Source organism: Oceanobacillus zhaokaii (assembly GCF_003352005.1).
Lineage (GTDB): Bacteria > Bacillota > Bacilli > Bacillales > Amphibacillaceae > Oceanobacillus > Oceanobacillus zhaokaii.
In genome coordinates, this window is the sequence record NZ_CP024848.1 from 604,419 (window position 1) to 630,763 (window position 26,345).

The 26,345-nt window shown below is 40.0% G+C and carries 22 protein-coding genes, 13 tRNA genes and 3 rRNA genes; 36 read left to right on the plus strand and 2 right to left on the minus strand.

Going from position 1 to position 26,345, the window contains the following annotated elements; translation table 11 throughout:
• Positions 1 to 68 precede the first annotated feature (68 nt).
• Complete coding sequence (locus CUC15_RS03130; RefSeq protein WP_114915326.1) at positions 69 to 548, plus strand: PH domain-containing protein; 480 nt, start codon at positions 69 to 71, stop codon at positions 546 to 548.
• Positions 538 to 1,962: a PH domain-containing protein gene (locus CUC15_RS03135; protein ID WP_242985935.1), complete on the plus strand. Its 1,425-nt coding sequence runs from the start codon at positions 538 to 540 to the stop codon at positions 1,960 to 1,962. Before CUC15_RS03130 ends, CUC15_RS03135 begins: the two co-directional genes overlap by 11 nt.
• 342 nt (positions 1,963 to 2,304) lie before the next feature.
• Here CUC15_RS03135 and CUC15_RS03140 read toward each other — a convergent pair whose 3' ends face one another.
• Positions 2,305 to 3,069 (minus strand): rhomboid family intramembrane serine protease, encoded by a 765-nt coding sequence (locus CUC15_RS03140; RefSeq protein WP_114915328.1) that lies wholly within the window; start codon positions 3,067 to 3,069, stop codon positions 2,305 to 2,307.
• Between the two features lie 213 nt (positions 3,070 to 3,282).
• Here CUC15_RS03140 and acpS point away from each other — a divergent pair, with 213 nt between their 5' ends.
• From acpS to CUC15_RS03205, 13 genes are all read left to right on the plus strand, one after another.
• A complete protein-coding gene (acpS, locus tag CUC15_RS03145; protein WP_114915329.1) occupies positions 3,283 to 3,648 on the plus strand; it encodes a holo-ACP synthase in 366 nt (121 codons plus the stop codon).
• A 376-nt stretch (positions 3,649 to 4,024) separates the two neighbouring features.
• Positions 4,025 to 5,059, plus strand: coding sequence for a LolA family protein (locus CUC15_RS03150; RefSeq protein ID WP_114915330.1), 1,035 nt, complete (start codon positions 4,025 to 4,027; stop codon positions 5,057 to 5,059).
• 441 nt (positions 5,060 to 5,500) lie between these two features.
• Complete coding sequence (locus tag CUC15_RS03155; RefSeq protein WP_114915331.1) at positions 5,501 to 5,785, plus strand: CopG family ribbon-helix-helix protein; 285 nt, start codon at positions 5,501 to 5,503, stop codon at positions 5,783 to 5,785.
• Positions 5,786 to 5,789: 4 nt separating this feature from the next.
• On the plus strand, positions 5,790 to 6,152 hold the full coding sequence (locus CUC15_RS03160; protein WP_114915332.1) for a type II toxin-antitoxin system PemK/MazF family toxin: 363 nt from the start codon (positions 5,790 to 5,792) through the stop codon (positions 6,150 to 6,152).
• Between the two features lie 187 nt (positions 6,153 to 6,339).
• Positions 6,340 to 7,209: an RsbT co-antagonist protein RsbRA gene (locus CUC15_RS03165; RefSeq protein ID WP_114915333.1), complete on the plus strand. Its 870-nt coding sequence runs from the start codon at positions 6,340 to 6,342 to the stop codon at positions 7,207 to 7,209.
• 5 nt (positions 7,210 to 7,214) lie between these two features.
• Positions 7,215 to 7,571 carry an STAS domain-containing protein gene (locus tag CUC15_RS03170; RefSeq protein ID WP_114915334.1) on the plus strand — a complete coding sequence of 119 codons (357 nt, stop codon included), beginning with the start codon at positions 7,215 to 7,217 and terminating at the stop codon, positions 7,569 to 7,571.
• Positions 7,572 to 7,573: 2 nt separating this feature from the next.
• Positions 7,574 to 7,975, plus strand: coding sequence for an anti-sigma regulatory factor (locus CUC15_RS03175; protein ID WP_114915335.1), 402 nt, complete (start codon positions 7,574 to 7,576; stop codon positions 7,973 to 7,975).
• A 95-nt stretch (positions 7,976 to 8,070) separates the two neighbouring features.
• Entirely contained in the window at positions 8,071 to 9,084 is a 1,014-nt protein-coding gene (locus CUC15_RS03180; protein WP_114915336.1) for a PP2C family protein-serine/threonine phosphatase, read from the plus strand.
• Positions 9,085 to 9,187: 103 nt separating this feature from the next.
• A complete protein-coding gene (locus tag CUC15_RS03185; protein ID WP_114915337.1) occupies positions 9,188 to 9,532 on the plus strand; it encodes an anti-sigma factor antagonist in 345 nt (114 codons plus the stop codon).
• Positions 9,519 to 9,995 carry an anti-sigma B factor RsbW gene (rsbW, locus tag CUC15_RS03190; RefSeq protein WP_114915338.1) on the plus strand — a complete coding sequence of 159 codons (477 nt, stop codon included), beginning with the start codon at positions 9,519 to 9,521 and terminating at the stop codon, positions 9,993 to 9,995. Before CUC15_RS03185 ends, rsbW begins: the two co-directional genes overlap by 14 nt.
• The gene (sigB, locus tag CUC15_RS03195; protein WP_114915339.1) at positions 9,967 to 10,758 is read left to right on the plus strand and encodes an RNA polymerase sigma factor SigB; all 792 of its coding nucleotides are present in this window, start codon (positions 9,967 to 9,969) and stop codon (positions 10,756 to 10,758) included. Before rsbW ends, sigB begins: the two co-directional genes overlap by 29 nt.
• A complete protein-coding gene (locus tag CUC15_RS03200; protein WP_114915340.1) occupies positions 10,755 to 11,351 on the plus strand; it encodes a SpoIIE family protein phosphatase in 597 nt (198 codons plus the stop codon). Before sigB ends, CUC15_RS03200 begins: the two co-directional genes overlap by 4 nt.
• A 226-nt stretch (positions 11,352 to 11,577) precedes the next feature.
• Positions 11,578 to 13,722: a Tex family protein gene (locus CUC15_RS03205; protein WP_114918365.1), complete on the plus strand. Its 2,145-nt coding sequence runs from the start codon at positions 11,578 to 11,580 to the stop codon at positions 13,720 to 13,722.
• A 62-nt stretch (positions 13,723 to 13,784) separates the two neighbouring features.
• Here the strand turns inward: CUC15_RS03205 and CUC15_RS03210 are convergent, their stop codons facing one another.
• Positions 13,785 to 15,266 carry a catalase gene (locus CUC15_RS03210; RefSeq protein ID WP_114915341.1) on the minus strand — a complete coding sequence of 494 codons (1,482 nt, stop codon included), beginning with the start codon at positions 15,264 to 15,266 and terminating at the stop codon, positions 13,785 to 13,787.
• Between the two features lie 529 nt (positions 15,267 to 15,795).
• Between CUC15_RS03210 and CUC15_RS03215 the strand changes: the two genes are divergently transcribed.
• From CUC15_RS03215 to tsaD, 21 genes are all read left to right on the plus strand, one after another.
• The gene (locus CUC15_RS03215) at positions 15,796 to 16,254 is read left to right on the plus strand and encodes a SprT family protein (protein ID WP_114915342.1); all 459 of its coding nucleotides are present in this window, start codon (positions 15,796 to 15,798) and stop codon (positions 16,252 to 16,254) included.
• Between the two features lie 363 nt (positions 16,255 to 16,617).
• Positions 16,618 to 16,692: transfer RNA gene (locus tag CUC15_RS03220), tRNA-Asn, on the plus strand.
• A gap of 3 nt (positions 16,693 to 16,695) precedes the next feature.
• Positions 16,696 to 16,786: transfer RNA gene (locus CUC15_RS03225), tRNA-Ser, on the plus strand.
• Between the two features lie 16 nt (positions 16,787 to 16,802).
• Positions 16,803 to 16,874 (plus strand) — tRNA-Glu (locus CUC15_RS03230).
• A gap of 23 nt (positions 16,875 to 16,897) precedes the next feature.
• Positions 16,898 to 16,974, plus strand: a tRNA-Asp gene (locus tag CUC15_RS03235).
• Positions 16,975 to 16,978: 4 nt separating this feature from the next.
• Positions 16,979 to 17,053: transfer RNA gene (locus tag CUC15_RS03240), tRNA-Gln, on the plus strand.
• Positions 17,054 to 17,206: 153 nt separating this feature from the next.
• Positions 17,207 to 17,279: transfer RNA gene (locus CUC15_RS03245), tRNA-Lys, on the plus strand.
• 46 nt (positions 17,280 to 17,325) lie between these two features.
• A tRNA-Leu gene (locus CUC15_RS03250) sits at positions 17,326 to 17,409 on the plus strand.
• A 61-nt stretch (positions 17,410 to 17,470) separates the two neighbouring features.
• A tRNA-Arg gene (locus CUC15_RS03255) sits at positions 17,471 to 17,547 on the plus strand.
• A gap of 6 nt (positions 17,548 to 17,553) precedes the next feature.
• Positions 17,554 to 17,630: transfer RNA gene (locus CUC15_RS03260), tRNA-Pro, on the plus strand.
• A gap of 27 nt (positions 17,631 to 17,657) precedes the next feature.
• Positions 17,658 to 17,731 (plus strand) — tRNA-Gly (locus CUC15_RS03265).
• A 15-nt stretch (positions 17,732 to 17,746) separates the two neighbouring features.
• Positions 17,747 to 17,820, plus strand: a tRNA-Ile gene (locus CUC15_RS03270).
• 301 nt (positions 17,821 to 18,121) lie between these two features.
• Positions 18,122 to 19,690, plus strand: a 16S ribosomal RNA gene (locus CUC15_RS03275).
• Between the two features lie 184 nt (positions 19,691 to 19,874).
• Positions 19,875 to 22,792, plus strand: a 23S ribosomal RNA gene (locus tag CUC15_RS03280).
• Positions 22,793 to 22,913: 121 nt separating this feature from the next.
• Positions 22,914 to 23,029: ribosomal RNA gene (gene rrf / locus CUC15_RS03285) — 5S ribosomal RNA — on the plus strand.
• The 16S, 23S and 5S rRNA genes sit together here with 13 tRNA genes alongside, the layout of an rRNA operon.
• A 47-nt stretch (positions 23,030 to 23,076) precedes the next feature.
• Positions 23,077 to 23,153: transfer RNA gene (locus CUC15_RS03290), tRNA-Met, on the plus strand.
• Positions 23,154 to 23,178: 25 nt separating this feature from the next.
• Positions 23,179 to 23,255, plus strand: a tRNA-Asp gene (locus CUC15_RS03295).
• A gap of 446 nt (positions 23,256 to 23,701) precedes the next feature.
• Positions 23,702 to 24,160, plus strand: coding sequence for a tRNA (adenosine(37)-N6)-threonylcarbamoyltransferase complex ATPase subunit type 1 TsaE (gene tsaE / locus CUC15_RS03300; RefSeq protein ID WP_114915343.1), 459 nt, complete (start codon positions 23,702 to 23,704; stop codon positions 24,158 to 24,160).
• Between the two features lie 11 nt (positions 24,161 to 24,171).
• Positions 24,172 to 24,879, plus strand: a complete 708-nt coding sequence (gene tsaB / locus CUC15_RS03305) for a tRNA (adenosine(37)-N6)-threonylcarbamoyltransferase complex dimerization subunit type 1 TsaB (RefSeq protein WP_114915344.1) — start codon at positions 24,172 to 24,174, stop codon at positions 24,877 to 24,879.
• Positions 24,872 to 25,318, plus strand: coding sequence for a ribosomal protein S18-alanine N-acetyltransferase (rimI, locus tag CUC15_RS03310; RefSeq protein ID WP_114915345.1), 447 nt, complete (start codon positions 24,872 to 24,874; stop codon positions 25,316 to 25,318). The genes tsaB and rimI overlap by 8 nt, the downstream gene beginning before the upstream one ends.
• Positions 25,318 to 26,328 (plus strand): tRNA (adenosine(37)-N6)-threonylcarbamoyltransferase complex transferase subunit TsaD, encoded by a 1,011-nt coding sequence (tsaD, locus tag CUC15_RS03315; protein ID WP_114915346.1) that lies wholly within the window; start codon positions 25,318 to 25,320, stop codon positions 26,326 to 26,328. The genes rimI and tsaD overlap by 1 nt, the downstream gene beginning before the upstream one ends.
• Positions 26,329 to 26,345 lie beyond the last annotated feature (17 nt).

Below are 26,345 nucleotides of genomic sequence, written 5' to 3' on the forward strand. Positions count from 1 at the left end.
AAGGATTGAAACCTTTCTATATTTATTTTCGTAAATAGGATGGGATATTAAGGAGAGGAAGGGAAAGAATGAGACAGCCACCAAAGAATACAATAGCTACAGATGCAATAAAGGCTTGGAGAATAACAGCTTCAATTTATGAAATAATATTCTGGATTGCGATTATTGGATTTGCCATTGTCACGTATTATTTTGAATTGCCATATTGGTATGTACTAATAGCAGCATTCATTGGCATTATTAGCACCTATCTATCGGTAATTGTCTTACCAAAGATTCGTTTCAGGCGATGGCGTTACGAAATATTTGAACAAGAAATATATATCCAGCATGGGATACTTATTATGTCTCGTACATTGGTGCCAATGATTCGCGTCCAGCATGTAGATACGAAGCAAGGCCCTATACTGAAAAAGTATCAATTAGCAAGTGTCACCATTTCAACGGCAGCAACAACCCATGAGATCCCAGCACTTTTAGAAGAGGATGCATCTGAATTGCGTGATCGAATTTCTGCACTGGCAAGGGTGGATGAAGATGATGTCTAAAGGAAGACGTTTACATCCGGCAGCAATTCTATTTAACTTAATTAAAGGTTTAAAACAAATGGTTTTCTTGGTTATTTTGGGCTTTTTCTCATTTCGAGAGGATGGTCTTTTTTATTATATTCTTGCTATTGTTGTAATTATTGTTTTAGGTCTCGTTTCTAGTTTTCTTTCTTGGTATCGTTATACATATCGGATTGAAAATGAGGAATTGCGTATTGAATATGGCGTTTTTATTCGGAAAAAAAGGTTTATTTCTAAAAATCGAATCCAATCGATTGATTTAACCCAAGGAGTCCTGCACAGAATATTTAAGCTAACAAAAGTACAAATTGAAACAGCAGGAAGTGGTGATGGTGCTGAGGCATCACTGCAGGCAGTCGAATTTGCGGAAGGGGAACGACTGCAAAATGAGTTAAAAAAAGGAAAAACAGTATTTATTGAACAGGATGAGGACGAGCCGGAACACCCAACTTCTACCATTTCATTTAAACGCCTGTTTCTTGCTGGTTCTACGTCAGGAAGTCTCGGAATTATTCTTGCAATTCTCGGTGGAGGGCTATCGGAGATTGAGCAATTTATCCCTGAACATTTTTTTGAAACGACAGTACAATGGATTATTGGCTTGAGTATCTTCTTTATCGTCGGTTTAGCATTTCTAGTATTGCTTATTGTTTGGTTATTTGGTATTGCAGGAACGATAATTAAATATGGAAATTTCACAATAACAAAGCATCATGAGGAGTTATTTATTACGAGGGGATTATTGGAGAAAAAGCAAGTTACAATCCCATTAAAACGAATCCAGGCAATTGGAATCGAGGAGAGTATCCTCAGACAACCCTTGGGATATGTTACGGTGTTCGCTGAAGTTGCAGGGGGGACAGCAGGAAAAGGTGAGGACGCAGCAACAGTGTTATTTCCAATTATGAAGAAGAAGGAGGTCGCATCTTTTCTAGCCGAATTTTTGCCGAATTATGCAATAAAAGAAGAAGAATGGACAGGATTACCGAAGCGAGCACTGAAGTACTATCTATTACGGTCGAGTATCTTCTTCCTTTTAGCTAGTGTTGTCGTATTCTACTTTTTTCCGCAATTTAGCTTGTTACCGGTATTGTTATTGCTCGTGTTCATTTATTTAGGATATCTCCGTTTTAAAGACGCAGGTTATCAAGTTAAAGGGGAACAGTTAATGCTACGATACCGCTTGTTTAGTAAGAGAACGATGATTATGTACCACAATCGTATTCAATCATTCGAAAAAAAGCAGCATATCATTCATCGTAAACAAAAGCTCGGGAATATGCATGTCTCAATTATAGGTAAAATGGGAGCAGGAGCACATTATTTTCTGAAAGAGCTCGATGCGGAAACCATTGATAACCTATCGGATTGGTATTCTTACCGGGACATTTAAGCTATTTCGCTTTGTTTGTCGTTATTAATATAACTTAGGATGATATTTACTTCCTTGGCCGTCGCTCCAGAAATACACTACGCGCACCTTAGGGGAGCTGGTGAGCCTTCTTGTGTTGTCGCACTTCGAAGTCTCACCTAGGCTCTTCTTCCCGCAGGAGTCTTCGTGTATTTCTTCCGCTGAAGATAGGGTAGAATCTAGAAACAAGAGAATGACAAAACCGCTAACTATCAACATTGATTGTACCAACATACTCGAGACTCGTGCCTGTTATTATCAATTATAAGGGGACTTAGGCAATTGCGTGCGTTGCCTAAGTCCCCTTACTTCAATAATATGGGTTTAAAAGAATCTGCTCAACAAGCCAAATAATGCGAGAATCCCGATAATAATCCATGGAAGGTTCTGCTTTAGCTTCGTTGGCAGAATGCGTTTCTTGTTCCAGCGGTTTGGATCAAACTGGATCGAATCATCATCCGTACGATAGCGTCTCTGTTGCCAAGGATTATATGCACGGACATTTTTAAGCACAAGTGGAGCAATTATTAAACCACCGATAAATCCACCAAGATGAGCGAAAATATTAATATTCGGACGAAAGAACGTCATGATTAAGCCAATGATGACAATTGCTTTAATCATTTGTGTGCTCCCACTGTCCATTAAATCCTTTCTGAAAAATATCATGAAAACATAGATTCCAAAGAGACCATAAATGGAGCCAGATGCACCTAAATGTGCGTAGTGCAGTGGTTCAAATAAGTAGGTTGCAATATTTCCAATGATACCAACACCGAGATAGGCAAAGGGAAATTTAAGCTTTCCTAGCATCTGTTCTAAAGCGGGCCCAAATAGAACGAGTGAGAATGAGTTGAATAGAACGTGCATGAGGTCTCCATGCAGGAATATCGGGGTGACGAGACGCCAGTATTCACCAGCAGCAACAAATAGATTATAGCCAATAGCCCAGTCATGAATCATTAAACCAATTGGCAGCTGCAGAAAGTTAATGAATAGCCATAATACAAGATTAATAATGATAAGCGTGGACACCACTGGATAGGATTGCATGAACTCCTTTATACTTCTTTCATTACGAATAAACATAATGGACTCCCTTCAACAACTAAAATAATTATTATTTTAAGTACATGTTCAAAAAGCAGGACAAAAAGGGCATTTTAATTGGTCTTAAATAATTTCTTCTATAAGAAATATTGTTGTATGATAACAAAGTTGGGTACTATTATTATAATACGTAAATTTAATTCGGATGACTACTATAAGCTCATGAAGAATGAATGTGGGGTAAAAACTAAAATGATTAAAGGAATTGGCATTGATATTATCGAGTTAGACCGAATAAAAAATAGCATAGAGGCAAATACTCGATTTGTAGATCGAATTTTAACAAAGAATGAAAAGGATTTATTTAATCAACTTGAAAATCACCATCGGAAAGTGGAGTTCCTTGCTGGCCGATTTGCTGCTAAAGAAGCATTTGCAAAGGCTGCTGGTACAGGAATTGGCAAGCTGAGCTTTCGACATATTGAAGTTCTACGGGGTGTAAATGGTGCCCCGATAATTACCGCTCTTGGATATGAAACATATCGTAGCTTTATTTCCATCACACATAGTCGTGACTATGCAGTGGCTCAGGTCGTGCTGGAAGTGGCGGAATTATAACTTCTCCAACTAGTATAAGTTTACCAGTGAACAAGCATTTAACAAAAGAACGGATAAAGAATTTCTCATTGCAATTCTAGTGACTAGGGAAGCCACGTCCAGCTCCAGCGCCCAGAGACTAGCGAGACTTCCTTTACCTCCGTACGTCTCTAAACTAGCTTTAAGCTTTTGAAATTTAACATATTTCCCAGGGTTGTCTCATATATTTTTAATGCGGGTAGGATGGAGCAGAGTGACTATTAGGATAACGCAAAAGAGCGATATGATACCTTTTTATACAATACTTGTTGTAAAAATATAGAAGGCTCATCTCAAATCTTGGCTTTTGCGGAAATAGGTAGTTACCTTTGCTAATAGAGACGGGGGAGATATGTTAATGAGTAAGGTGTTTAACTGGAAGCTGCTTATCTTTGGCTTATTAATTCTCGTATTAGCTGCATGTGGGGAGAAGTCACAGGAGGACGTTGTCAAGAAACTGAGCGAAAATCTTGAGGAAATGAGCTCTTACAAAGCACAGGCAGAAATGTCAATGAATACTGGACAAGAAGAACAGAAGTTCAATATCGATATTTGGCATAAGAAGAAAGATTTTTATCGCGTGGCCCTATCAAATAATATAGATGATAAGGGAAGTCAAATCATTTTAAAGAATAAGGATGGCGTATTCGTGTTAACACCTGCATTAAAAAAGAGTTTTAAATTTCAATCAGAATGGCCGCAAAACAGCAGCCAGCCTTATTTGTACCAGTCGCTTGTCAATGATGTATTAAAGGATAGTGAGGCAGCGTTTGAAGCGAATGATTCTCATTATATTTTTAGAACAAAAACGAATTATCAAAGTAATAATAATTTACCTAGTCAGGAAATTTACTTTGATAAAAAGACCTTAACACCTGTTACTGTAAAAGTACTTGATAAAGATAATAATGTATTGGTAGAAGTCAACTTTGCTAGCTTTGAATTGGATTCGAAATTTGCAGAGGATGACTTTACGATCGATAAGAATCTCGCGGCAAGCGCTGCTAGTGCCACTGCATCTGGAGAGGAAGCTGAATCGGAATCGGATTCAAAACAAGTGCTATCTGTCATGCTCCCAGAATATACTGCGGGTGCTGAACTGGCAGAACAGAAAAATGTGGAATTAGAAAATGGCAATCGTGTTATTTTAACCTTTACCGGGGAACGGAGCTTTACGTTAATTGAGGAGCATGCAGAAGTACTACCTACGTTAACTGAACCACAAGAGGTGCAAGGTGAAGTCATTAACCTGGGATACACCGTTGCAGCCCTTACAGATAAAACATTAGAGTGGACACACGATGGCGTAGATTATATTTTAGCGAGTGATGAGTTAACGAAAGATGAGATGATCAGAGTAGCAGAATCGGTTCAAGGAAAAATCACAAAATAAAATGGCAGATATCCCTAATGGTATTTCTGCCATACCAGAAGGGTATTGATTCCATAAATTAAATGATCGGATATCCTCCTTGCCCCCCTTAGAATATTAAGTGGGGGTTTACTACCGTATTATGATAAAGAAAAGCTTCTATTTGGAATGACAGCTCTGAATTCTGTATGAACGCTGTATTGATGTCCATAATTTCTGTCATCATATGAAAATTTAATGCATATAGTTTACAGGAGGATCAACGATAGTTAGAAATCCCATTTAACCTGAATTTAATGACAATAATTAGGACCTATACCACATTTTAATGAATATTAAACGACAAAAACAAAGGATTTCCCAAAAAAATCGCCACAACCCTTTGCAAACCATTTAATTCAATGATATTATTAAAAGAGAATTTTATAATGTTTGTTCAACAGTTGGCGGAGGTGCATGGTTTTGTCAGAGAGCTTGCAGGAAGTGGTAGTAAAATTACCAAAAAACCTACTAAATGAGGTGGATGGATTAATGCAGTATGAAAATAGTAATTTAAGTGATTTCATATGTCAGGCTACGAAAAACTATCTACAACATAAAAAAGATGAGCATATACAACAATTTCATGAAACAATGCAGCGAGGTTACGTAGAAATGGGCCGCATTAATCTGACAATTGCTTCAGAAGCTTTTCAGGCTGAAGAGGAGGCTGATTACACCTTAGAGCGCTCTGTGATCGGGGTGTAATATTTTGATTGTTCAAAGAGGCGAGGTATATTTTGCAGACCTTTCTCCTGTTGTTGGATCAGAGCAGGGGGGCGTTCGTCCGGTGTTGATCCTACAAAATGATATCGGTAATCGTTTTAGTCCAACTGTCATAGTTGCAGCAATTACCGCACAAATCCAAAAGGCTAAATTACCAACACATGTCGAGATCGATGCGAAACGATATGGGTTTGAACGTAATTCAGTCATCTTGTTAGAACAAATTCGGACGTTAGATAAGCAAAGATTAACTGATAAGATTACAAAGTTAGATAATGAAATGATGAAGAAAATTAATCAAGCAGTAGAGATAAGCCTTGGACTCAAGGATATTTATAATGGCCATTAGCGGATACCCTTCCTAATTCGATAGAAGGGTATTTTTATTTATTGCAAAATATGGAGACCTCATCACAAAATACTACTATGTTATAATATTTCGTGAGAATTCTATTTTAAACACCTAAAGTTTGCGCAAAATACATGAACGTGCAACAATATTTATAATATTATTTTATATAAGCGGGGGCTATACGATGAAAACTAAGTTGATGCAAATTGCTATCGAAAATAGTGATGAGATTGTACAAATGTGGTTAGAAAAATTGGATTCATTGAAAAGAGATGAATTTAAAACTACTACATCTGATGAATTATTTGAAAGTACAAACCGTGAATTTGTAAATGTGATATTTACAAGTATTAAACAGCGAGGGTCATTAATTGAGATCGTCACATTTTCGGAAAAGCTTATTACATTAGGATGGCCGTTAAGTTATATCACTGATGGCTTACAAATTTTTAGACGGGTGACCATTGACTTTATTCTAAGTAAATCAGATCAGGTGGACACGAACTTCTTTTCAGAGGTGCTTGCAAGTGTAGATGAATGGGTAGAACCGATTATTCATCAATTGGTTAATGAATACACTGGCAGCTGGGAACATATTCTGTCCATTCAACGAATCGCATTACAAGAATTGTCAGCACCACTTATACCAGTGACGGATGGAATTACGATCATGCCTTTAATTGGTACGATTGATACAGAACGTGCAAAACTAATTATGGAGAACTTGCTTGAAGGAGTAATCAAGCATAATTCAGAAGTAGTACTGATTGATATTACTGGTGTTCCAGTAGTTGATACGATGGTAGCTCACCATATTATCCAAGCAGCGGAAGCGGTACGATTGGTTGGTGCAAATTGTATTCTTGTTGGTATTCGACCTGAAATTGCACAGACTATTGTAAATCTCGGTATCGATTTAACTAATTTACCGACAAAAAGCTCATTGAAGAAAGGGTTTATTAGTGCATTAGAAATTACTAATCGAAAAGTTATTAATCTGAAACCTAAAGAAGATGGCATTGAAGAAATGATAAATGCTTTACAAGGAGAGTGAAAACATTGCCTATCCCTATTCTAAAACTATACAATTACTTATTGATTTCAATTCAAACAGAAATAGACGATAAAACAGCAATCCAGTTTCAGGAAGATTTATTAGATAAGATACACAAAACCGGTGCTACAGGAGTTGTAATTGACTTGACATCTGTAGAAATAATTGATTCCTTTATTGCGAAGGTTTTGGGCGATGTAATCACAATGTCAGACCTTATGGGGGCGAAAGTAGTTCTAACAGGTATTCAGCCAGCAGTAGCGATAACATTAATCGACCTTGGTATCCATATGCAAAAGGTAGCTACAGCATTGGATTTAGAACAAGGCCTAATTAAACTGTACCAAGAGTTGGGGGTATAAATATGTCCCCACAGTCCTGCGTTAAAATTAGAAAAGAATGGGATATCGTCAGTGCTAGGCAGCTCGGTAGAGAAATGGCAAAAAAACTTGGCTTCAGTACGGTTGACCAGGCTAGGATAGCAACTGCGGTATCGGAACTGGCAAGGAATATCTATTTATATTCAGAGGAAGGTCAAATTTGCTTTGAAGTATTGGAAACAATAGAACGCAAAGGGTTAAGCATGAGTGCAATTGATACAGGGCCAGGAATAACTGATATTAGCCAAGTAATGCAAGATGGTTATACCACTTCCGGTGGCCTCGGAGCAGGTCTTCCAGGTGTAAAAAGATTGATGGATGAGTTTGATATTCAGTCTGAAGTTGGACAGGGAACACAGATTAGCACAGTTAAATGGGTTCGCTAATACCCACCTTCCAAATAATAAACGGTAATTTGCTAAATCCTACTGTGTTTCCAATATGAGTAAAAAGCAATACTGCAATACTAGGAGGGTCTATTATGGATAAAATTATGGACTTGGACATCGCTCATTATAAAACACTGCTTAAAGACTATATAACAAATCAAAGCGAACAATCCTTATATGGTGTAGAACTAGTTAGTAAATCTTTTATTAAAAATAATATACTTCCGGATGAAATCGTGAACTTACACATCCAAGCATTAGGCGAATTATACCCGAATTTAAACCTCGATGTAAAACATTCCATGGATTTTTTACTAGAAGCAATGATTTCCTATGGTCTTTCACTTCAGGAAGTCCAAATGTTAAGAGAAGAACAGCTTGCACTTAAATCAGAAATATCTGTAGCAGCTAGTATGCAGGAAACTCTTCTAGGAACTACAATACCAGAAGTAGAAGGTTTGGATATTGGTGTTATTAGTGTTCCTGCGAACCAAATGAATGGTGATTATCACCACTTTGTGAAGGGAAATGATGGCTCTATCGGAATCGCAATGGCTGATGTCATTGGAAAGGGCATACCAGCAGCATTGTGTATGTCAATGATCAAATACGCGATTGATAGCTTCCCAGAGGATAAGATGAGCCCAGGGATGATATTAAAAAATCTAAATCGAGTGGTTGAGCGAAATGTAGATCCTAGTATGTTTATCACGATGGTCTATTCACAATATCATCCCTTAGAAAGTAAACTTAAGTATGCTTCAGCGGGTCATGAACCCGGTTTTTACTATAATGCCAAGAATGGAACTTTTGTCGAACTAGAAACGGAAGGGCTATTATTAGGTGTATTACCTGATACGGATTACAAACAATATGAATTAGAAATTCATGAAAATGATATGTTGATTTTCTTAACAGATGGTGTGACGGAGTGCAGGGATGGAGAGCGATTTATTGAGATGGAAGAAGTGCTAAACGTCATAAAACAGTATATTGATTTACCTGCACAAGAGCTGGTAACCAATGTGTACAAGCATTTTGAACGATTGCAAAACTTTCAATTAGCGGATGATTTCACATTACTTATTTTGCGAAAAGAAGTTTAAGCTTCTCGTTAATAGGGAAAGTGAACGATGTGACACTTTAAATAGATGGCTGCAGTATCTGATTTGTTGCTTCGCAGTCAATAGTAGTCAGAGGGGGAGAATTATGGATTTAACAGTGAACATTCATGAAGAAGCAGGTAAATTTATTATGAATTTATCTGGCGAGATCGATGCATATACTGCACCAAAATTAAAAGAGGATCTCTTACCATTGACAAAGCTAACTGGAAATATTATTGAGGTCAACTTAGAAAATGTTGAGTATATGGATAGTACAGGACTAGGTATATTTGTAAGTGCATTGAAGTCGACAAAGGAAAACAATAGCAGTATGAAATTAGTAAATTTACAAGACCGTGTATTACGATTGTTTAAAATTACGGGATTAGATAAAATTATCGATATAGATACAGCGATTCGAGGTGGAAGTGTAAATGGAAAACTTTGATTTTATTGAGATGAAGATTCCTGCAAAAGCAGAATATGTTGGTGTCATTCGTTTGAGTTTGTCTGGAATTGCAAATCGGATGGGATTTTCTTATGAAGATATTGAAGATTTAAAAGTATCCATCTCTGAAGCAATTACAAATGCAGTAACACATGCGTATAAAGATGGTGATCAAGGTGAGATTACCATTGGGTTTGGAGTTTATGAGAATAAACTGGAAATCATGGTTGCTGACCATGGCGGCAGCTTTAATATAAAGAAAATAAAAGATGATATTGGACCATATGTGGGTAATGAATCTGTTGAAGATTTAAGAGAAGGGGGCTTCGGTCTGTTTCTTATTAATGCATTAATGGATGAAGTACGCATCAACAATAACTATGGTGTCATAGTACTAATGACTAAGTATTTATACGAAGCAGAGGTGGATATTGATGACAACCAAATCTCAACCACACAATAAAGGAAGAGATGAGGTTTACCAATGGATTGAATTTCTACAAAAAGAGCCGACAGATGAAGTGGTGCAAGAAAAAATTGTGCTTACATATAAAAATCTTGTAGAATCAATTGCTAGAAAATACTCAAGGAATAGTATGATTCATGAAGATCTAGTACAGGTAGGTATGATTGGATTACTAGCAGCAGTTAGAAGATATGATGCCACATTTGGTAAATCCTTTGAATCCTTTGCTGTTCCAACCATTATAGGAGAGATAAAACGATTCATTCGCGATAAGACTTGGAGTGTACATGTACCAAGACGTATTAAAGAATTAGGACCAAAGATAAAAAGGGCTGTAGATGAATTAACAACTGCAAATCAAAAGTCTCCCTCCATTAAAGAAATAGCAGAATATCTCGAAGCATCAGAAGAGGAAATCTTAGAAACAATGGAAATGAGTAAAAGCTATAAAGCACTTTCCGTTGATCGCAAGGTTGAAGGAGATTCAGACGGTGGTACGGTTGCCATATTGGATATTGTCGGTAATACTGACGATGGTTATGATAACGTAGATCAAAAAATTATTCTTGAAAAGATTCTCCCTATCCTTTCTGAGCGCGAACAAGAAATATTAAAATATACATATTTCGAAAATCTAAGTCAGAAGGAAACTGGCGAAATCCTTGGTATTTCGCAAATGCATGTATCGCGTCTGCAACGGCGTTCATTACGTAAGCTTAGGGAAGCGATTCAGTCTGAGAGCACGGAGGTTTTCGATTGAATACAAGTCAGAAGGTAGATGTTTCTGTATTTCAAAAGGCCAAGCAAGGAAATTATTACTGTGGTGACAGTTATTTTTATGCAGAATCAGATAATGAATTTATTTGTGCGATCGCTGATGGATTAGGAAATGGTGAATTCGCCAAAGAATCCTCGCAGATTATAGTTGATATTATAAAAGAGAACCTCGGGGTTTCTGTCGAGCAGTTAGTGGAGCTTTGCAATAAAAAGCTGCAAGGAAAACGCGGTGCAGTTCTTGGCATTTTGAAAATTAATTTCAATTCACAGAGGTATACCTACTCTTCAATTGGGAATATTGGGGTAATAACTGTCATGAAAAATAAAAAGAAGAAACGTAATATCCCAAATGCTGGATATTTAGCAGGCATCAAACGTACCTTTAAAGTTGAAGAGGGGAAAATTGAATCTGGAATGAGCTTTATAATGTATTCTGATGGCGTATCGGATAAAGAGCTTTCACAAGATTATTTTACTCTTGATAATGTTCATCGAATCACGGAGACCTTTGCACAGGAAGGCTTAAAAGCAAGAGATGATGATACAACTTTAATCGTAATGCGTTATGAAGCATGAAGAAACTTATTTGAGTTTAAAAGGGCGGCACATTCGTGTACGTCCTTTTATTATTGATTACCAAGTCTTTAGATGAACTTCTAGCTTTGCTTTTTACCAGTGAGTCAGTACTATATACAAGAACTTTTACTATTGATTGCAATTAGGAAAAAAACTGTATTTTTGATAGAATAAAAGAGTAACTAAAGGAGGAAACACAGTGGCAGCACAATTAGCACAAGATTTAATGGGCTGGGTTGCAAAAGAAACTGAAATTAAAGCCAGCACCGTGAATAAAGTAATTGCATTATTAGATGAGGGAAATACTGTTCCTTTTATTGCTCGATATCGCAAGGAAATGACCGGCGGATTGGACGAGGTTCAAATAAAATCCGTTCAAGATAAATGGCACTATGCTGTCAATCTTTTGGATAGAAAACAGGAAGTATTAAGGATTATTAATGAGCAAGGCAAATTAACGGAGGAACTTGAGCGTGAGATAATAAGTGCAACACAATTACAAAGAGTAGAGGACCTTTATCGACCTTATAAACAAAAACGAAGAACGAAAGCGACGATTGCCAAGGAAAAAGGTTTAGAACCGTTGGCAGAACTCATCTGGCAGCAAGAAATAATTAATCTCAACATGGAAGCTGAGAATTATTTAAGTGAAGAGCATGAATTACATACAATAGAGGATGTCCTAGCTGGTGTAAATGATATTGTTGCTGAGTGGATTTCCGATAATGCCGAATATCGCGATTATATTCGTGAAGAGACATTTAAGCGTGGTGTTATCCGTTCTGAGGTAAAGGACGAGGAGAAGGACGAGAAACATGTGTATGAAATGTACTATGAATACCATGAAGCGGTTCGAACGCTTGTATCCCACCGAATATTAGCACTTAATCGCGGAGAGAAAGAAGAAGTATTAAAGGTTACCATCGATTCTCCGATTGACCGAATTAATGATTATTTACTAAAAAAAGTAGTAAAAAGATCAACAACAGGGAAAGTAGCTGAATTATTAACCGCTGCAATCGAGGATAGCTATAAACGGTTAATTCAACCATCGATTGAAAGGGAAATTCGTAATAGCTTAACGGAAAAAGGAGAAGAACAGGCAATCGACGTCTTCTCTGTAAATCTTAAAAACCTATTACTCCAGCCACCGTTAAAGGGCAAGTCTATTTTAGGAGTTGATCCTGCATTTCGAACAGGTTGTAAGCTTGCTGCTGTTGATGAAACAGGGAAAGTTTTGCATGTTGGAGTAATGTATCCGACAGCACCAAAAAATGATATCGCTGGTTCAGAGAAAATCGTAACAGAATTAGTGAAGAAATTTGATATAGAGCTGATTGCAATTGGAAATGGGACGGCATCACGAGAAACAGAGCATTTTATTTCTGATGTAATCGCAAATAATCAGTTGAATATACCATACATTATCGTGAATGAGGCTGGTGCAAGTGTCTATTCAGCATCGGAATTGGCACGTGAGGAATTCCCCGATTTACAAGTTGAGCAAAGAAGTGCAGCTTCCATTGCTCGTCGGGTACAGGATCCATTGGCAGAGCTTGTTAAAATTGATCCGAAATCAATCGGTGTTGGCCAGTATCAGCATGATGTTAGTCAGAAGGCATTAAATGAATCATTAACGTTTGTAGTTGAAACAGCGGTTAACCAAGTAGGAGTTAATGTAAATACTGCCTCCTCCTCACTTTTGCAATATGTAGCTGGCCTAAGCAAGACTGTAGCGAATAATATTGTGAAGAAACGAAATGAAGAAGGTAAATTTACTAACCGTAAACAATTGAAAAAAATTCCACGACTCGGTGCAAAGACTTACGAACAGGGAATTGGTTTCTTACGTATTATTGATGGAGAACATCCACTTGATCGAACACCAATCCATCCTGAAAGCTATAAAACGACCGAAAGTCTGTTGAAGATGATGGATTGTGAGCTTACCGATATAGGTTCAGCGAAGCTACGTGAAACAATCAATACTTATGATAAGCATGAGCTTGCTGAGAAATTAGAAATCGGCATACCAACACTAATCGATATACTTGATGCGTTAAGTCGTCCGGAGAGAGATCCGCGCGATGATTTTCCACAGCCATTGTTAAAGCAAAACGTTTTATCATTGGAAGACTTAAAACCTGGCATGGAAATGCAGGGAACCGTACGAAATGTTGTCGATTTCGGAGTGTTCGTCGATATTGGTGTAAAACAAGACGGCCTTGTTCATATCTCGAAGATGGCGAATAAATTTGTGAAGCACCCAATGGATATTGCTTCTGTTGGTGATGTTGTAACAGTCTGGGTTGAGAATATTGATGCTGACAAAGGCAGAATCGCTTTATCTATGGTTAAGAATGAAAAATAATTTTTCTAGAAAGTAAAAACGCCTCTCAAGTATAGACACTTGGGAGGCGTTTTTTACTAAACTTATTCTCTGCCGCTTGCAGCTTCTACTTCACTAATTGAAATACCAAGTGCTTTTGCAACACCTTCACCGTAAGCTGGATCTGCTTTATAGCAGTTATTAATGTGGCGAAGTTGAATTTCTTTTGTCGTTCCTTGCATATTGCGTGCAGTGTTTTCGAATAATCTTTGTTGTGCTTCTGGGCTTTGTAATCTAAATAATTTACCAGGTTGCTCGTAGTAAAGATCATCGTCTTCACGGAAGTCCCAATAGTTAGCATCGCCACCAAGTTCTAATGCAGGCTCTTGATGCTCTTTGCTATCTGCCCATTCGCCGTAGCTGTTAGGGCTATAAGAAATTTTGGCGCCGTATGGATGAATACGCATTGCACCATCTCTATGGTATGGATGGAAGTTCTTCGCGTTCTTAGGATAGTTAACAGGGATTTGCCAATGGTTTACACCTAGACGATAGCGTTGTGCATCACCATATGAGAATAGGCGACCTTGTAACATTCTATCAGGTGAGAAGCCAATACCAGGAACGATATTTGTTGGAGCAAATGCTGCTTGCTCTACTTCTTCAAAATAGTTTTCCGGATTACGGTTAAGCTCTAATTCCCCAACTTCAATTAGAGGGAAATCACCTTTATACCATACTTTTGTTAAATCGAATGGATTATAAGGCATATTCTTCGCTTGTTCATCTGTCATTACTTGGATGTACATTTTCCATTTAGGGAAGTTACCTTTTTCTATGTTATCGAATAGATCTCGTTGACTACTTTCGCGGTCCTTACCAACTAATTCTTCTGCTTCTTGATCAGTCAAGTTTTCAATACCTTGTTCTGTGTAAAAATGGAATTTAACCCATACACGTTCATTGTCTGCATTAATCATGCTATATGCATGGCTTCCGAATAAGTTCATATGTCTAAATCCGTTTGGAATTCCGCGATCACTCATTACGATTGTTACTTGATGCAATGCTTCAGGAAGACTTGTCCAGAAATCCCAGTTTGATTGTGGATTGTGCATGTTTGTTTTTGGATCACGTTTAACAACATGGTTTAAATCCGGGAAACGCTTAGGATCTCTCATGAAGAATACAGGTGTATTATTTCCAACTAAATCCCAGTTACCTTCTTCAGTGTAGAATTTTAATGCTGTACCGCGAATATCACGTTCTGCCTCAGCTGCACCGCGTTCACCAGCAACAGTTGAAAAACGAGCAAACATATCTGTTTTCTTGCCAACTTCTGAGAAAATTTTAGCTTTCGTATATTTTGTAATGTCATTTGTAACGGTTAAGGTACCATATGCACCGGAACCTTTAGCGTGCATACGACGCTCAGGAATTACTTCTCTATCAAAATGTGCTAATTTTTCAAGGAACCAAAAATCTTCCATCAATAATGGACCTCTAGGACCTGCAGTCTTTGAATCATCATCATTAGGTACTGGGGCACCAAAAGCGGTTGTCATTTTCTTGTTATTCTCGCTCATTAATTTATTCCCTCCTGTTTTATAAACTACAATAATTATAATAACATAGTAATTATAATATTACTATGATTATAGACTCGGAAAAACAGCTGGAGATTATGGGGTGAATGGCTTTGTTGTAATAAATTTAAATGAATGAAACGATATGATTCTTTAAATTGATATGTATTATTTTCTTAACTATAATATTAAATGATAAATACTGAATAAATAATGGGGAATATTGCATTGAAACAAACAATAGTCAATTTAGTAGTGTTAAAGTTATATAGAGGTTTCTTTCTGAGGTGTAAATAAATATTTACTGAAATCGATGAATGATCTCCTCTTTTAATTATAGGTTAAACAAATTTAAAATCAACATTTTAAGACGTGTATTATTGTTAGGTGTTATTTAGTAGAAGAAATTTATTTACGGCTGTTTAATGATGGTAATGACGATAGAAAAAAGGAATGAATATGATAAGATTAAAGGGGATAATAAAAAAATCTTATTCTAATTATTATTTACTAATAAGGAAGATATGAAATGGATCCAATAAACAAGCAGACATTATATAATATGGTAGACAAACTATCTATAGAGTTTTTTGACAAGCCTTTTGAACATGAAGTGAAATTTAATCATCGTTTAAGAACTACAGGTGGTAGATATATTCCGGCAAAGAAGTTAATTGAACTAAATCCAAAGTATGTTTCAGAGATGGATCTAGAGGAATTTGTTGGTATTATTAAACATGAGTTATGCCATTATCATCTTCATATAGAAGGAAAAGGATACAAGCATATTGATCCAGAATTTAAAGCTTTATTAAAAAAGACTGGTTCACCAAGACATTGCAATCCATTGCCTTCACAAAAAAGAAAGTATCAATATGTATATAAATGTAAACAATGTAATCAGGAGTATAAGCGGATTCGCCGTGTAGATTTGAATAAGTATCGTTGTGGTAAATGCAGTGGAATGCTGATGCAGCTTAAATTATAAATAGAATTTTATAGTTGGCATATTATTGGGTATTCTAGTCTTTCTGTAACGCGATAAGTTGATTTGTAAATTTTTATTAAAAATCCATTGACGAAATTTGTCATCCATGGTAAATTAAATAAGCTATCAAATCTAGTGATGAATTTTGTTCACAAAGTATTGGTGTGCAGATACATAAACAAATGAGTGAGTATCGAATGTAAAGATGCACGGCAGCTAGGAAAAAGATTTATTCTTTAAAAAGTGTTGACAAACTAACTTGAATCGTGGTAAGATATTTTTCGTTGCTGTTAATTTGTTTTTAGATTGCGACATAAGGGATATTCAAGTTTTACTTACAGTATTCAAAATGCTATTCATTATTCCACAGTAGCTCAGTGGTAGAGCAATCGGCTGTTAACCGATCGGTCGTAGGTTCGAATCCTACCTGTGGAGCCATATGGGGAAGTACTCAAGAGGCTGAAGAGGCGCCCCTGCTAAGGGTGTAGGTCGCGTAAGCGGCGCGAGGGTTCAAATCCCTCCTTCTCCGCCATATTTTTTAGATGAATGGCCCGTTGGTCAAGCGGTTAAGACACCGCCCTTTCACGGCGGTATCACGGGTTCGAATCCCGTACGGGTCATCTTTTTAATCTTTATATGTTTTGGTCCGGTAGTTCAGTTGGTTAGAATGCCTGCCTGTCACGCAGGAGGTCGCGGGTTCGAGTCCCGTCCGGACCGCCATTGTTGGGCTATAGCCAAGCGGTAAGGCATCGGGTTTTGATCCCGTGTATCCTAGGTTCGAATCCTAGTAGCCCAGCCAAATATTAAGTTTGTTTCAGTATATAATTAAATGTATGCATGAGATTACTTATACTATTTAGAAATAGTATTTTTTTATTAGAAAATACTGTCTAGACAACTTTATAATACTAAGAATTTATAGTTTTTACTATATAAATTATCTTTTAAATATGAGCCATTAGCTCAGTCGGTAGAGCATTTGACTTTTAATCAAAGGGTCGAAGGTTCGAATCCTTCATGGCTCATCAATAACATTTAAAGTAAAGTTTCTTCAGGTAGAAGAACAACTATGCGGTCGTGGCGGAATGGCAGACGCGCTAGGTTGAGGGCCTAGTGGGTGAATAACCCGTGGAGGTTCAAGTCCTCTCGGCCGCACTTAAAAAGACTTGCAATTAACTTTTAAAGATGTTAGGATTTATATCTTCACTATTTTCGAGCGCCCGTAGCTCAATTGGATAGAGCGTTTGACTACGGATCAAGAGGTTAGGGGTTCGACTCCTCTCGGGCGCGCCATTATTTCGGGAAGTAGCTCAGCTTGGTAGAGCACTTGGTTTGGGACCAAGGGGTCGCAGGTTCGAATCCTGTCTTCCCGACCAGTGAGACTTCTAGAAAATTTTATATATGCGGGTGTAGTTTAGTGGTAAAACCTCAGCCTTCCAAGCTGATGATGAGGGTTCGATTCCCTTCACCCGCTCCAAATAATTTATTATTTGGGCCTGTAGCTCAGCTGGTTAGAGCGCACGCCTGATAAGCGTGAGGTCGGTGGTTCGAGTCCACTCAGGCCCATCGCACTTTTTTTAAAAAAAGTGTTGACTTGTTAAAGTGGAAATGATATATTTTAAAAGTTGTCGAAAAAACAGCAAGAAATATTCAAGTGAAAAGTTGTTGACAACAAAATGCAATATGTGATATAGTAGTAAAGTTGCTCCTGAAGCAACGGAACATTTGCTCTTTGAAAACTGAACAAAACAACCAGTATGTCAATGAAGAGAAAACTTGTTTTCTTTTCAACAAAACAAGAAGGTAACACTTCTTAAAGCTAAGACATTATATGGAATTGATTGGTGTCAATTTCATTTCAAACACTTTATTGGAGAGTTTGATCTTGGCTCAGGACGAACGCTGGCGGCGTGCCTAATACATGCAAGTCGAGCGCAGGAAGCTTTTCCGATCCCTTCGGGGTGAAGAAGAGTGGAATGAGCGGCGGACGGGTGAGTAACACGTGGGCAACCTACCTGTAAGATCGGGATAACTCGCGGAAACGTGAGCTAATACCGGATAACACTTTTCACCTCATGGTGAGAAGATGAAAGGCGGCGCAAGCTGTCACTTACAGATGGGCCCGCGGCGCATTAGCTAGTTGGTGGGGTAATGGCTCACCAAGGCGACGATGCGTAGCCGACCTGAGAGGGTGATCGGCCACACTGGGACTGAGACACGGCCCAGACTCCTACGGGAGGCAGCAGTAGGGAATCTTCCGCAATGGACGAAAGTCTGACGGAGCAACGCCGCGTGAGTGATGAAGGTTTTCGGATCGTAAAACTCTGTTGTTAGGGAAGAACAAGTATGATAGTAACTGATCATACCTTGACGGTACCTAACCAGAAAGCCACGGCTAACTACGTGCCAGCAGCCGCGGTAATACGTAGGTGGCAAGCGTTGTCCGGAATTATTGGGCGTAAAGCGCTCGCAGGCGGTCTTTTAAGTCTGATGTGAAATCTCGTGGCTTAACCACGAACGGTCATTGGAAACTGGAGGACTTGAGTACAGAAGAGGAGAGTGGAATTCCACGTGTAGCGGTGAAATGCGTAGAGATGTGGAGGAACACCAGTGGCGAAGGCGACTCTCTGGTCTGTAACTGACGCTGAGGAGCGAAAGCGTGGGGAGCGAACAGGATTAGATACCCTGGTAGTCCACGCCGTAAACGATGAGTGCTAGGTGTTAGGGGGTTTCCGCCCCTTAGTGCTGAAGTTAACGCATTAAGCACTCCGCCTGGGGAGTACGGCCGCAAGGCTGAAACTCAAAAGAATTGACGGGGGCCCGCACAAGCGGTGGAGCATGTGGTTTAATTCGAAGCAACGCGAAGAACCTTACCAGGTCTTGACATCCTTTTGCCCTCCCTAGAGATAGGGATTTCCCTTCGGGGACAAAAGTGACAGGTGGTGCATGGTTGTCGTCAGCTCGTGTCGTGAGATGTTGGGTTAAGTCCCGCAACGAGCGCAACCCTTGATCTTAGTTGCCAGCATTTAGTTGGGCACTCTAAGGTGACTGCCGGTGACAAACCGGAGGAAGGTGGGGATGACGTCAAATCATCATGCCCCTTATGACCTGGGCTACACACGTGCTACAATGGATGGAACAAAGGGCTGCAAAACCGCGAGGTCAAGCAAATCCCATAAAACCATTCTCAGTTCGGATTGTAGGCTGCAACTCGCCTACATGAAGCCGGAATCGCTAGTAATCGCGGATCAGCATGCCGCGGTGAATACGTTCCCGGGCCTTGTACACACCGCCCGTCACACCACGAGAGTCGGTAACACCCGAAGTCGGTGAGGTAACGCAATATGCGAGCCAGCCGCCGAAGGTGGGACCAATGATTGGGGTGAAGTCGTAACAAGGTAGCCGTATCGGAAGGTGCGGCTGGATCACCTCCTTTCTAAGGAATATTCGGAACGCTATCTTTAAGATAGTAAGGACATACATGGTTGTTTGGTTCAGTTTTGAGAGAGCAAATCTCTCATTTTATACTTTGTACCTTGAAAACTAAATAAGAGTAACAACGACATCAATTTTAAAAATTAAAGCAAGGCTAATAAATTAGTACGCTTATTTACTAACTTAGTTAAGTGAATAAGGGCGCACGGTGGATGCCTTGGCACTAGGAGCCGATGAAGGACGGGACTAACACCGATATGCCTCGGGGAGTTGTACGTAAACTTTGATCCGAGGATTTCCGAATGGGGAAACCCGCTGTTCGTAATGGGACAGTACCATTATCTGAATACATAGGATAATGGAGGCAGACCCGGGGAACTGAAACATCTCAGTACCCGGAGGAAGAGAAAGCAAATGCGATTTCCTGAGTAGCGGCGAGCGAAACGGAATTAGCCCAAACCAGAAAGCTTGCTTTCTGGGGTTGTAGGACACTCCTTTGGAGTTACAAAAGAATTCTTTAGACGAATCGATCTGGAAAGGTCAGCCATAGCGGGTAACAGCCCTGTAGTCGAAAAGGAATTCTCTCCGGAGTGTATCCTGAGTACGGCGGAACACGAGAAATTCCGTCGGAATCCGGGAGGACCATCTCCCAAGGCTAAATACTCCCTAGTGACCGATAGTGAACCAGTACCGTGAGGGAAAGGTGAAAAGCACCCCGGAAGGGGAGTGAAATAGTACCTGAAACCGTGTGCCTACAAGTAGTCGAAGCCCGTTAATGGGTGACGGCGTACCTTTTGTAGAATGGACCGGCGAGTTACGATCGTATGCAAGGTTAAGTGGAAGACACGGAGCCGCAGCGAAAGCGAGTCTGAATAGGGCGTTTATAGTATGCGGTCGTAGACCCGAAACCGTGTGATCTACCCATGTCCAGGGTGAAGGTCAGGTAACACTGACTGGAGGCCCGAACCCACGTATGTTGAAAAATGCGGGGATGAGGTGTGGGTAGGGGTGAAATGCCAATCGAACACGGAGATAGCTGGTTCTCTCCGAAATAGCTTTAGGGCTAGCCTCAAGCATTGAGTATTGGAGGTAGAGCACTGATTGAACTAGGGGCCCTCACCGGGTTACCGAATTCAGTCAAACTCCGAATGCCAATTACTTCAGCTTGGGAGTCAGACTATGGGTGATAAGGTTCATAGTCGAAAGGGAAACAGCCCAGACCGCCAGCTAAGGTCCCAAAGTATACGTTAAGTGGAAAAGGATGTGGAGTTGCCCAGACAACCAGGATGTTGGCTCAGAAGCAGCCATCATTTAAAGAGTGCGTAATAGCTCACTGGTCGAGTGACTCTGCGCCGAAAATGTACCGGGGCTAAACGTATCACCGAAGCTGCGGATTGTTCTTCGAACAATGGTAGGAGAGCGTTCTAAGTGCTGTGAAGTCAGACCGTGAGGACTGGTGGAGCGCTTAGAAGTGAGAATGCCGGTATGAGTAGCGAAAAAAGAGTGAGAATCTCTTTCACCGAATGCCTAAGGTTTCCTGAGGAAGGCTCGTCCTCTCAGGGTTAGTCGGGACCTAAGCCGAGGCCGAAAGGCGTAGGCGATGGACAACAGGTTGATATTCCTGTACCACCTCATGATTGTTTGAGCGATGGGGGGACGCAGTAGGATAAGGAATGCGCACCGATGGATGTGTGCGCCCAAGCAGTGAGAAAGTTGGATAGGCAAATCCGTTCAACAATTTCAAGCTGTGATGGGGAGGGAAATTAGTACCGAAGTTCCTGATTTCACACTGCCAAGAAAAGCCTCTAGTTAGATCATAGGTGCCCGTACCGCAAACCGACACAGGTAGGCGAGGAGAGAATCCTAAGGTGAGCGGGAGAACTCTCGTTAAGGAACTCGGCAAAATGACCCCGTAACTTCGGGAGAAGGGGTGCTTCATTAACATGGAGCCGCAGTGAATAGGCCCAAGCGACTGTTTAGCAAAAACACAGGTCTCTGCGAAGCCGAAAGGCGAAGTATAGGGGCTGACACCTGCCCGGTGCTGGAAGGTTAAGGGGAAATGTTAGCACTTCGGTGCGAAGCATAGAACCGAAGCCCCAGTAAACGGCGGCCGTAACTATAACGGTCCTAAGGTAGCGAAATTCCTTGTCGGGTAAGTTCCGACCCGCACGAAAGGTGCAACGACTTGGGCACTGTCTCAACGAGAGACCCGGTGAAATTATACTATGCGTGAAGATGCGCATTACCCGCGACAGGACGGAAAGACCCCGTGGAGCTTTACTGTAGCCTGATATTGAATGTTTGTGCAGCTTGTACAGGATAGGTGGGAGCCGTTGAAGCGTGAGCGCTAGCTTACGTGGAGGCGCCCGTGGGATACCACCCTAGTTGTATGAACCTTCTAACCCAGGACCGTGATCCGGTTCGGAGACAGTGTCAGGCGGGCAGTTTGACTGGGGCGGTCGCCTCCCAAAGAGTAACGGAGGCGCCCAAAGGTTCCCTCAGAATGGTTGGAAATCATTCGTAGAGTGTAAAGGCAGAAGGGAGCTTGACTGCGAGACCTACAAGTCGAGCAGGGACGAAAGTCGGGCTTAGTGATCCGGTGGTTCCGCATGGAAGGGCCATCGCTCAACGGATAAAAGCTACCCCGGGGATAACAGGCTTATCTCCCCCAAGAGTTCACATCGACGGGGAGGTTTGGCACCTCGATGTCGGCTCATCGCATCCTGGGGCTGTAGTCGGTCCCAAGGGTTGGGCTGTTCGCCCATTAAAGCGGTACGCGAGCTGGGTTCAGAACGTCGTGAGACAGTTCGGTCCCTATCCGTCGTGGGCGTTGGAAGTTTGAGAGGAGCTGTCCTTAGTACGAGAGGACCGGGATGGACACACCGCTGGTGTACCAGTTGTTCCGCCAGGAGCATCGCTGGGTAGCTACGTGTGGAAAGGATAAGTGCTGAAAGCATCTAAGCATGAAGCCCCCCTCAAGATGAGACTTCCCATCACTTCGAGTGAGTAAGATCCCTCAGAGACGATGAGGTTGATAGGTTCGGTGTGGAAGCGTGGTGACACGTGGAGCTTACGGATACTAATCGATCGAGGACTTAACTAAATTCTTATTTGATTGTCGTTGAACGTTACTCTTATTTAGTTTTTAGGGTATAAACATAAAATACCTTGCTTTTTACCTTTAAAAAGTATATAATAGAGTTTGTCCTGATTTTTTAGGATTGTCTGGTAGTAATAGCGAAGAGGTCACACCTGTTCCCATCCCGAACACAGTAGTTAAGCTCTTCAGCGCCGATGGTAGTTGGGACTTTGTCCCTGCAAGAGTAGGACGCCGCCAGGCAATAAATTGTTCTATTAAGATTAGAAACAATTTTATATTTTTATTATCGCGGGGTGGAGCAGTCTGGTAGCTCGTTGGGCTCATAACCCAAAGGTCGTAGGTTCAAATCCTGCCCCCGCAACCAATTAATATATGTAAAAAAGGTTAATGGTCCGGTAGTTCAGTTGGTTAGAATGCCTGCCTGTCACGCAGGAGGTCGCGGGTTCGAGTCCCGTCCGGACCGCCATTTAAAATATAATAGCATTGATACCCACACAGGATTTCTTATATGAAAATCGTGTGTTTTTTTATTATAATAAACTTAATCAAAGAAGCCATTTTTAAAAAAATAAATTTTATAGGGAATCAAATGTTCAATTGGAAAGACTGAACAACACTTCTACTCGGTATTTATATAGATTTAAAACAAAATGTTATTTCCTCATGCAAAAGTAGCGTTATTCCACTCAATCTTTTTCTTTTTCCTATTCTTTTTGTTATTATTAGTGTTAGTTGTTGTAGGAAATAGTGATGGGGCTATTACGGATTGCATAAAATTTCAATACAAAAGTAAGTAAAGTAGTACATGTAAGAGATCGTAGCTATGAAGGACATGTCATGTACAGTTAAATATAGATAATAATGAGGTACGTTAAGAGAAAAAGGGATATAATCATTTAAGTAGGTGACTTTATGAATAAACACCAGATAAAAACAGAAACAGTCGAGGAAACAACAGCTATGGGGGAGAAATTAGCTGCTTTACTTCAGGCTGGTGATGTAATAACGTTAGAAGGCGATTTAGGTGCTGGTAAAACGACGTTTACAAAAGGATTAGCAAAAGGCTTAGGTGTAGAACGTACGGTAAGCAGTCCAACATTTACAATTATAAAAGAATATATGGGAAGAAGCCTCCCTTTCTACCATATCGATGCATACCGACTAGAAAATTCTGAAGAGGATATTGGTCTTGAAGAATATATTCATGGAAGTGGTGTTACAGTTATCGAATGGGCGCAGTTTATTGAGGAGTTTCTACCTATTGAACGTTTAAATATTAAAATCAACTATATTGGGGAACATCAACGTGAATTAGTGTTTACCTCTACAAGTGAGCATTTTGAATTGGTTATAAATGAATTATTGAGTTAGGAGTTACTTGAATGAATCTACTTGCAATTGATACATCGAATCAATTATTAGGTGTAGCAATACTAAAGGACGAGCAAATCATAGGAGAAGTAGTTACAAATATAGCGAAAAACCATTCTGTAAGGCTAATGCCTGCAATCAATCAACTAATGAATGAGGTTTCACTTACTCCAGATCAATTAGATAAGATTGTCGTTGCTAAAGGACCGGGATCTTATACTGGGGTGCGAATTGGGATGTCTACTGCAAAATCATTAGCATGGGCACTAGATATTCCGATTACAGGCATATCCAGTCTAGAAGTGCTTGCTTATCAAGGGAGATTTTTTGACGGAATTATTTGCCCGTTTTTCGATGCACGTCGCGGCATGGTCTTTACTGGGTTTTATGAATGGAAGGGAAAGAATCTTGTACCTGTCTATGAAGAGAAGAATATTTCAATGGAAGAAGTATTAGCAAAACTCGCTAAAGAAAATCGAAGGGTGCTATTCCTAAGTCCAGATATCTCCGTTTATAAGGAAAACATTAAAGAAGCTTTAGGAGAATCAGCTGTAATACCTGAGGGACCTTTTCATATCGCAAGACCTGGGTTTCTTGGGCTTGCAGGCTTAAGTAAAAGTGCAGATCCTACACATACGCTAACACCTAATTATCTGCGCTTAGCTGAAGCAGAAGCAAATTGGCTTAAAGCACAGAAGGAAAACGAGCAAAATGGATAAAGTTCTTATACGAAAGATGGAGATTAAGGATGTAGAACATGTTGTAGAAGTTGAAAAAGCTTCCTTTACAGCGCCATGGACAACAGACATTTTTTATCAAGAGATTGTCGATAACAAATTTGCCCATTACTTTGTCATTGAAGCAAATGGGCAGATTGTTGGCTATGCTGGCGCATGGATTGTCATTGATGAAGCACAAATTACGAATATCGCAATTATGCCGGAATTTCGCGGCTATAAATTAGGAGAAATGCTATTTCAATATGTAATCCAAGCCGCAATGCAGATAGGAGTTCGGCATTTGTCATTGGAAGTACGTGTTTCGAATATAGTAGCCCAGTCGATGTATCGTAAGTTTGGGCTAGTTCCTGGTGGTATTCGAAAAAACTATTATACAGATAATCAAGAAGATGCTATTGTAATGTGGGTGAACTTATAATGAAAAAAGATACATTTATATTAGGAATTGAAACGAGCTGTGATGAAACTGCCGCTTCAATTGTGAAAAACGGAACAGAAATTGTTTCTAACGTGGTTGCATCGCAAATTGAGAGCCATAAACGTTTTGGCGGAGTAGTCCCAGAGATTGCGTCAAGACATCATGTTGAACAAATGACAATTGTGCTTGAAGAAGCTTTCCAAGAGGCTGGAATGAACTGGGACCAAATTGATGCAATAACCGTTACCGAGGGCCCAGGACTTGTTGGCGCATTACTTGTCGGTGTTAATGCTGCTAAAGCATTAGCATTTGCTAAGCAAAAACCGTTAGTCGGAGTCCATCATATTGCGGGACATATTTACGCTAACAGATTAGAAAAGGAATTCACATTTCCACTTCTAGCATTAATCGTCTCAGGTGGACATACTGAACTTGTTTTAATGAAAGAGCATGGTTCTTATGAGTTAATCGGAGAAACACGTGATGATGCGGCAGGAGAAGCATATGATAAGGTCGCAAGAATGCTTGATTTGCCATATCCAGGTGGACCACATATTGACCGATTAGCAGAGATTGGGGAAGAAACGATTGATTTTCCGAGAGCATGGCTAGAAGACGGTAGTTATGATTTTAGTTTTAGTGGATTAAAATCAGCGGTGATTAATAAAATTCATAATGCAAAGCAACGTGGGGAGACGTTAAAGGCAGAGGATATTGCTGCGAGCTTCCAAGCAAGTGTTGTTGATGTGCTTACAACAAAAACCCTCCGTGCAGCAAAGGAATTTAATGTGAAGCAAGTGATTGTTGCTGGGGGTGTAGCTGCGAATAAGGGGCTAAGAACCGAATTGGAAGCAAAATTCTCTGAAACCAATATTCCATTGTTAATCCCACCACTTAAACTTTGCACAGACAATGCTGCCATGATTGCAGCTGCCGGAACGATTGCATATGAACAAGGAAGGCGTTCTGGTTTAGACTTGAATGCAAATCCTTCTTTATTGTTGAAATAGTAAATTTATCCACATAC

Bases quoted from the DNA above. Each gene is read 5' to 3' on its own strand.
- CUC15_RS03130 (WP_114915326.1), top strand. From the start codon at position 69: ATGAGACAGCCACCAAAGAATACAATAGCTACAGATGCAATAAAGGCT.
- CUC15_RS03135 (WP_242985935.1), top strand. From the start codon at position 538: ATGATGTCTAAAGGAAGACGTTTACATCCGGCAGCAATTCTATTTAAC.
- CUC15_RS03140 (WP_114915328.1), bottom strand. From the start codon at position 3,069: ATGTTTATTCGTAATGAAAGAAGTATAAAGGAGTTCATGCAATCCTAT.
- acpS (WP_114915329.1), top strand. From the start codon at position 3,283: ATGATTAAAGGAATTGGCATTGATATTATCGAGTTAGACCGAATAAAA.
- CUC15_RS03150 (WP_114915330.1), top strand. From the start codon at position 4,025: ATGAGTAAGGTGTTTAACTGGAAGCTGCTTATCTTTGGCTTATTAATT.
- CUC15_RS03165 (WP_114915333.1), top strand. From the start codon at position 6,340: ATGAAAACTAAGTTGATGCAAATTGCTATCGAAAATAGTGATGAGATT.
- CUC15_RS03175 (WP_114915335.1), top strand. From the start codon at position 7,574: ATGTCCCCACAGTCCTGCGTTAAAATTAGAAAAGAATGGGATATCGTC.
- CUC15_RS03180 (WP_114915336.1), top strand. From the start codon at position 8,071: ATGGATAAAATTATGGACTTGGACATCGCTCATTATAAAACACTGCTT.
- CUC15_RS03185 (WP_114915337.1), top strand. From the start codon at position 9,188: ATGGATTTAACAGTGAACATTCATGAAGAAGCAGGTAAATTTATTATG.
- rsbW (WP_114915338.1), top strand. From the start codon at position 9,519: ATGGAAAACTTTGATTTTATTGAGATGAAGATTCCTGCAAAAGCAGAA.
- sigB (WP_114915339.1), top strand. From the start codon at position 9,967: ATGACAACCAAATCTCAACCACACAATAAAGGAAGAGATGAGGTTTAC.
- CUC15_RS03205 (WP_114918365.1), top strand. From the start codon at position 11,578: ATGGGCTGGGTTGCAAAAGAAACTGAAATTAAAGCCAGCACCGTGAAT.
- CUC15_RS03210 (WP_114915341.1), bottom strand. From the start codon at position 15,266: ATGAGCGAGAATAACAAGAAAATGACAACCGCTTTTGGTGCCCCAGTA.
- CUC15_RS03215 (WP_114915342.1), top strand. From the start codon at position 15,796: ATGGATCCAATAAACAAGCAGACATTATATAATATGGTAGACAAACTA.
- tsaE (WP_114915343.1), top strand. From the start codon at position 23,702: ATGAATAAACACCAGATAAAAACAGAAACAGTCGAGGAAACAACAGCT.
- tsaB (WP_114915344.1), top strand. From the start codon at position 24,172: ATGAATCTACTTGCAATTGATACATCGAATCAATTATTAGGTGTAGCA.
- rimI (WP_114915345.1), top strand. From the start codon at position 24,872: ATGGATAAAGTTCTTATACGAAAGATGGAGATTAAGGATGTAGAACAT.
- tsaD (WP_114915346.1), top strand. From the start codon at position 25,318: ATGAAAAAAGATACATTTATATTAGGAATTGAAACGAGCTGTGATGAA.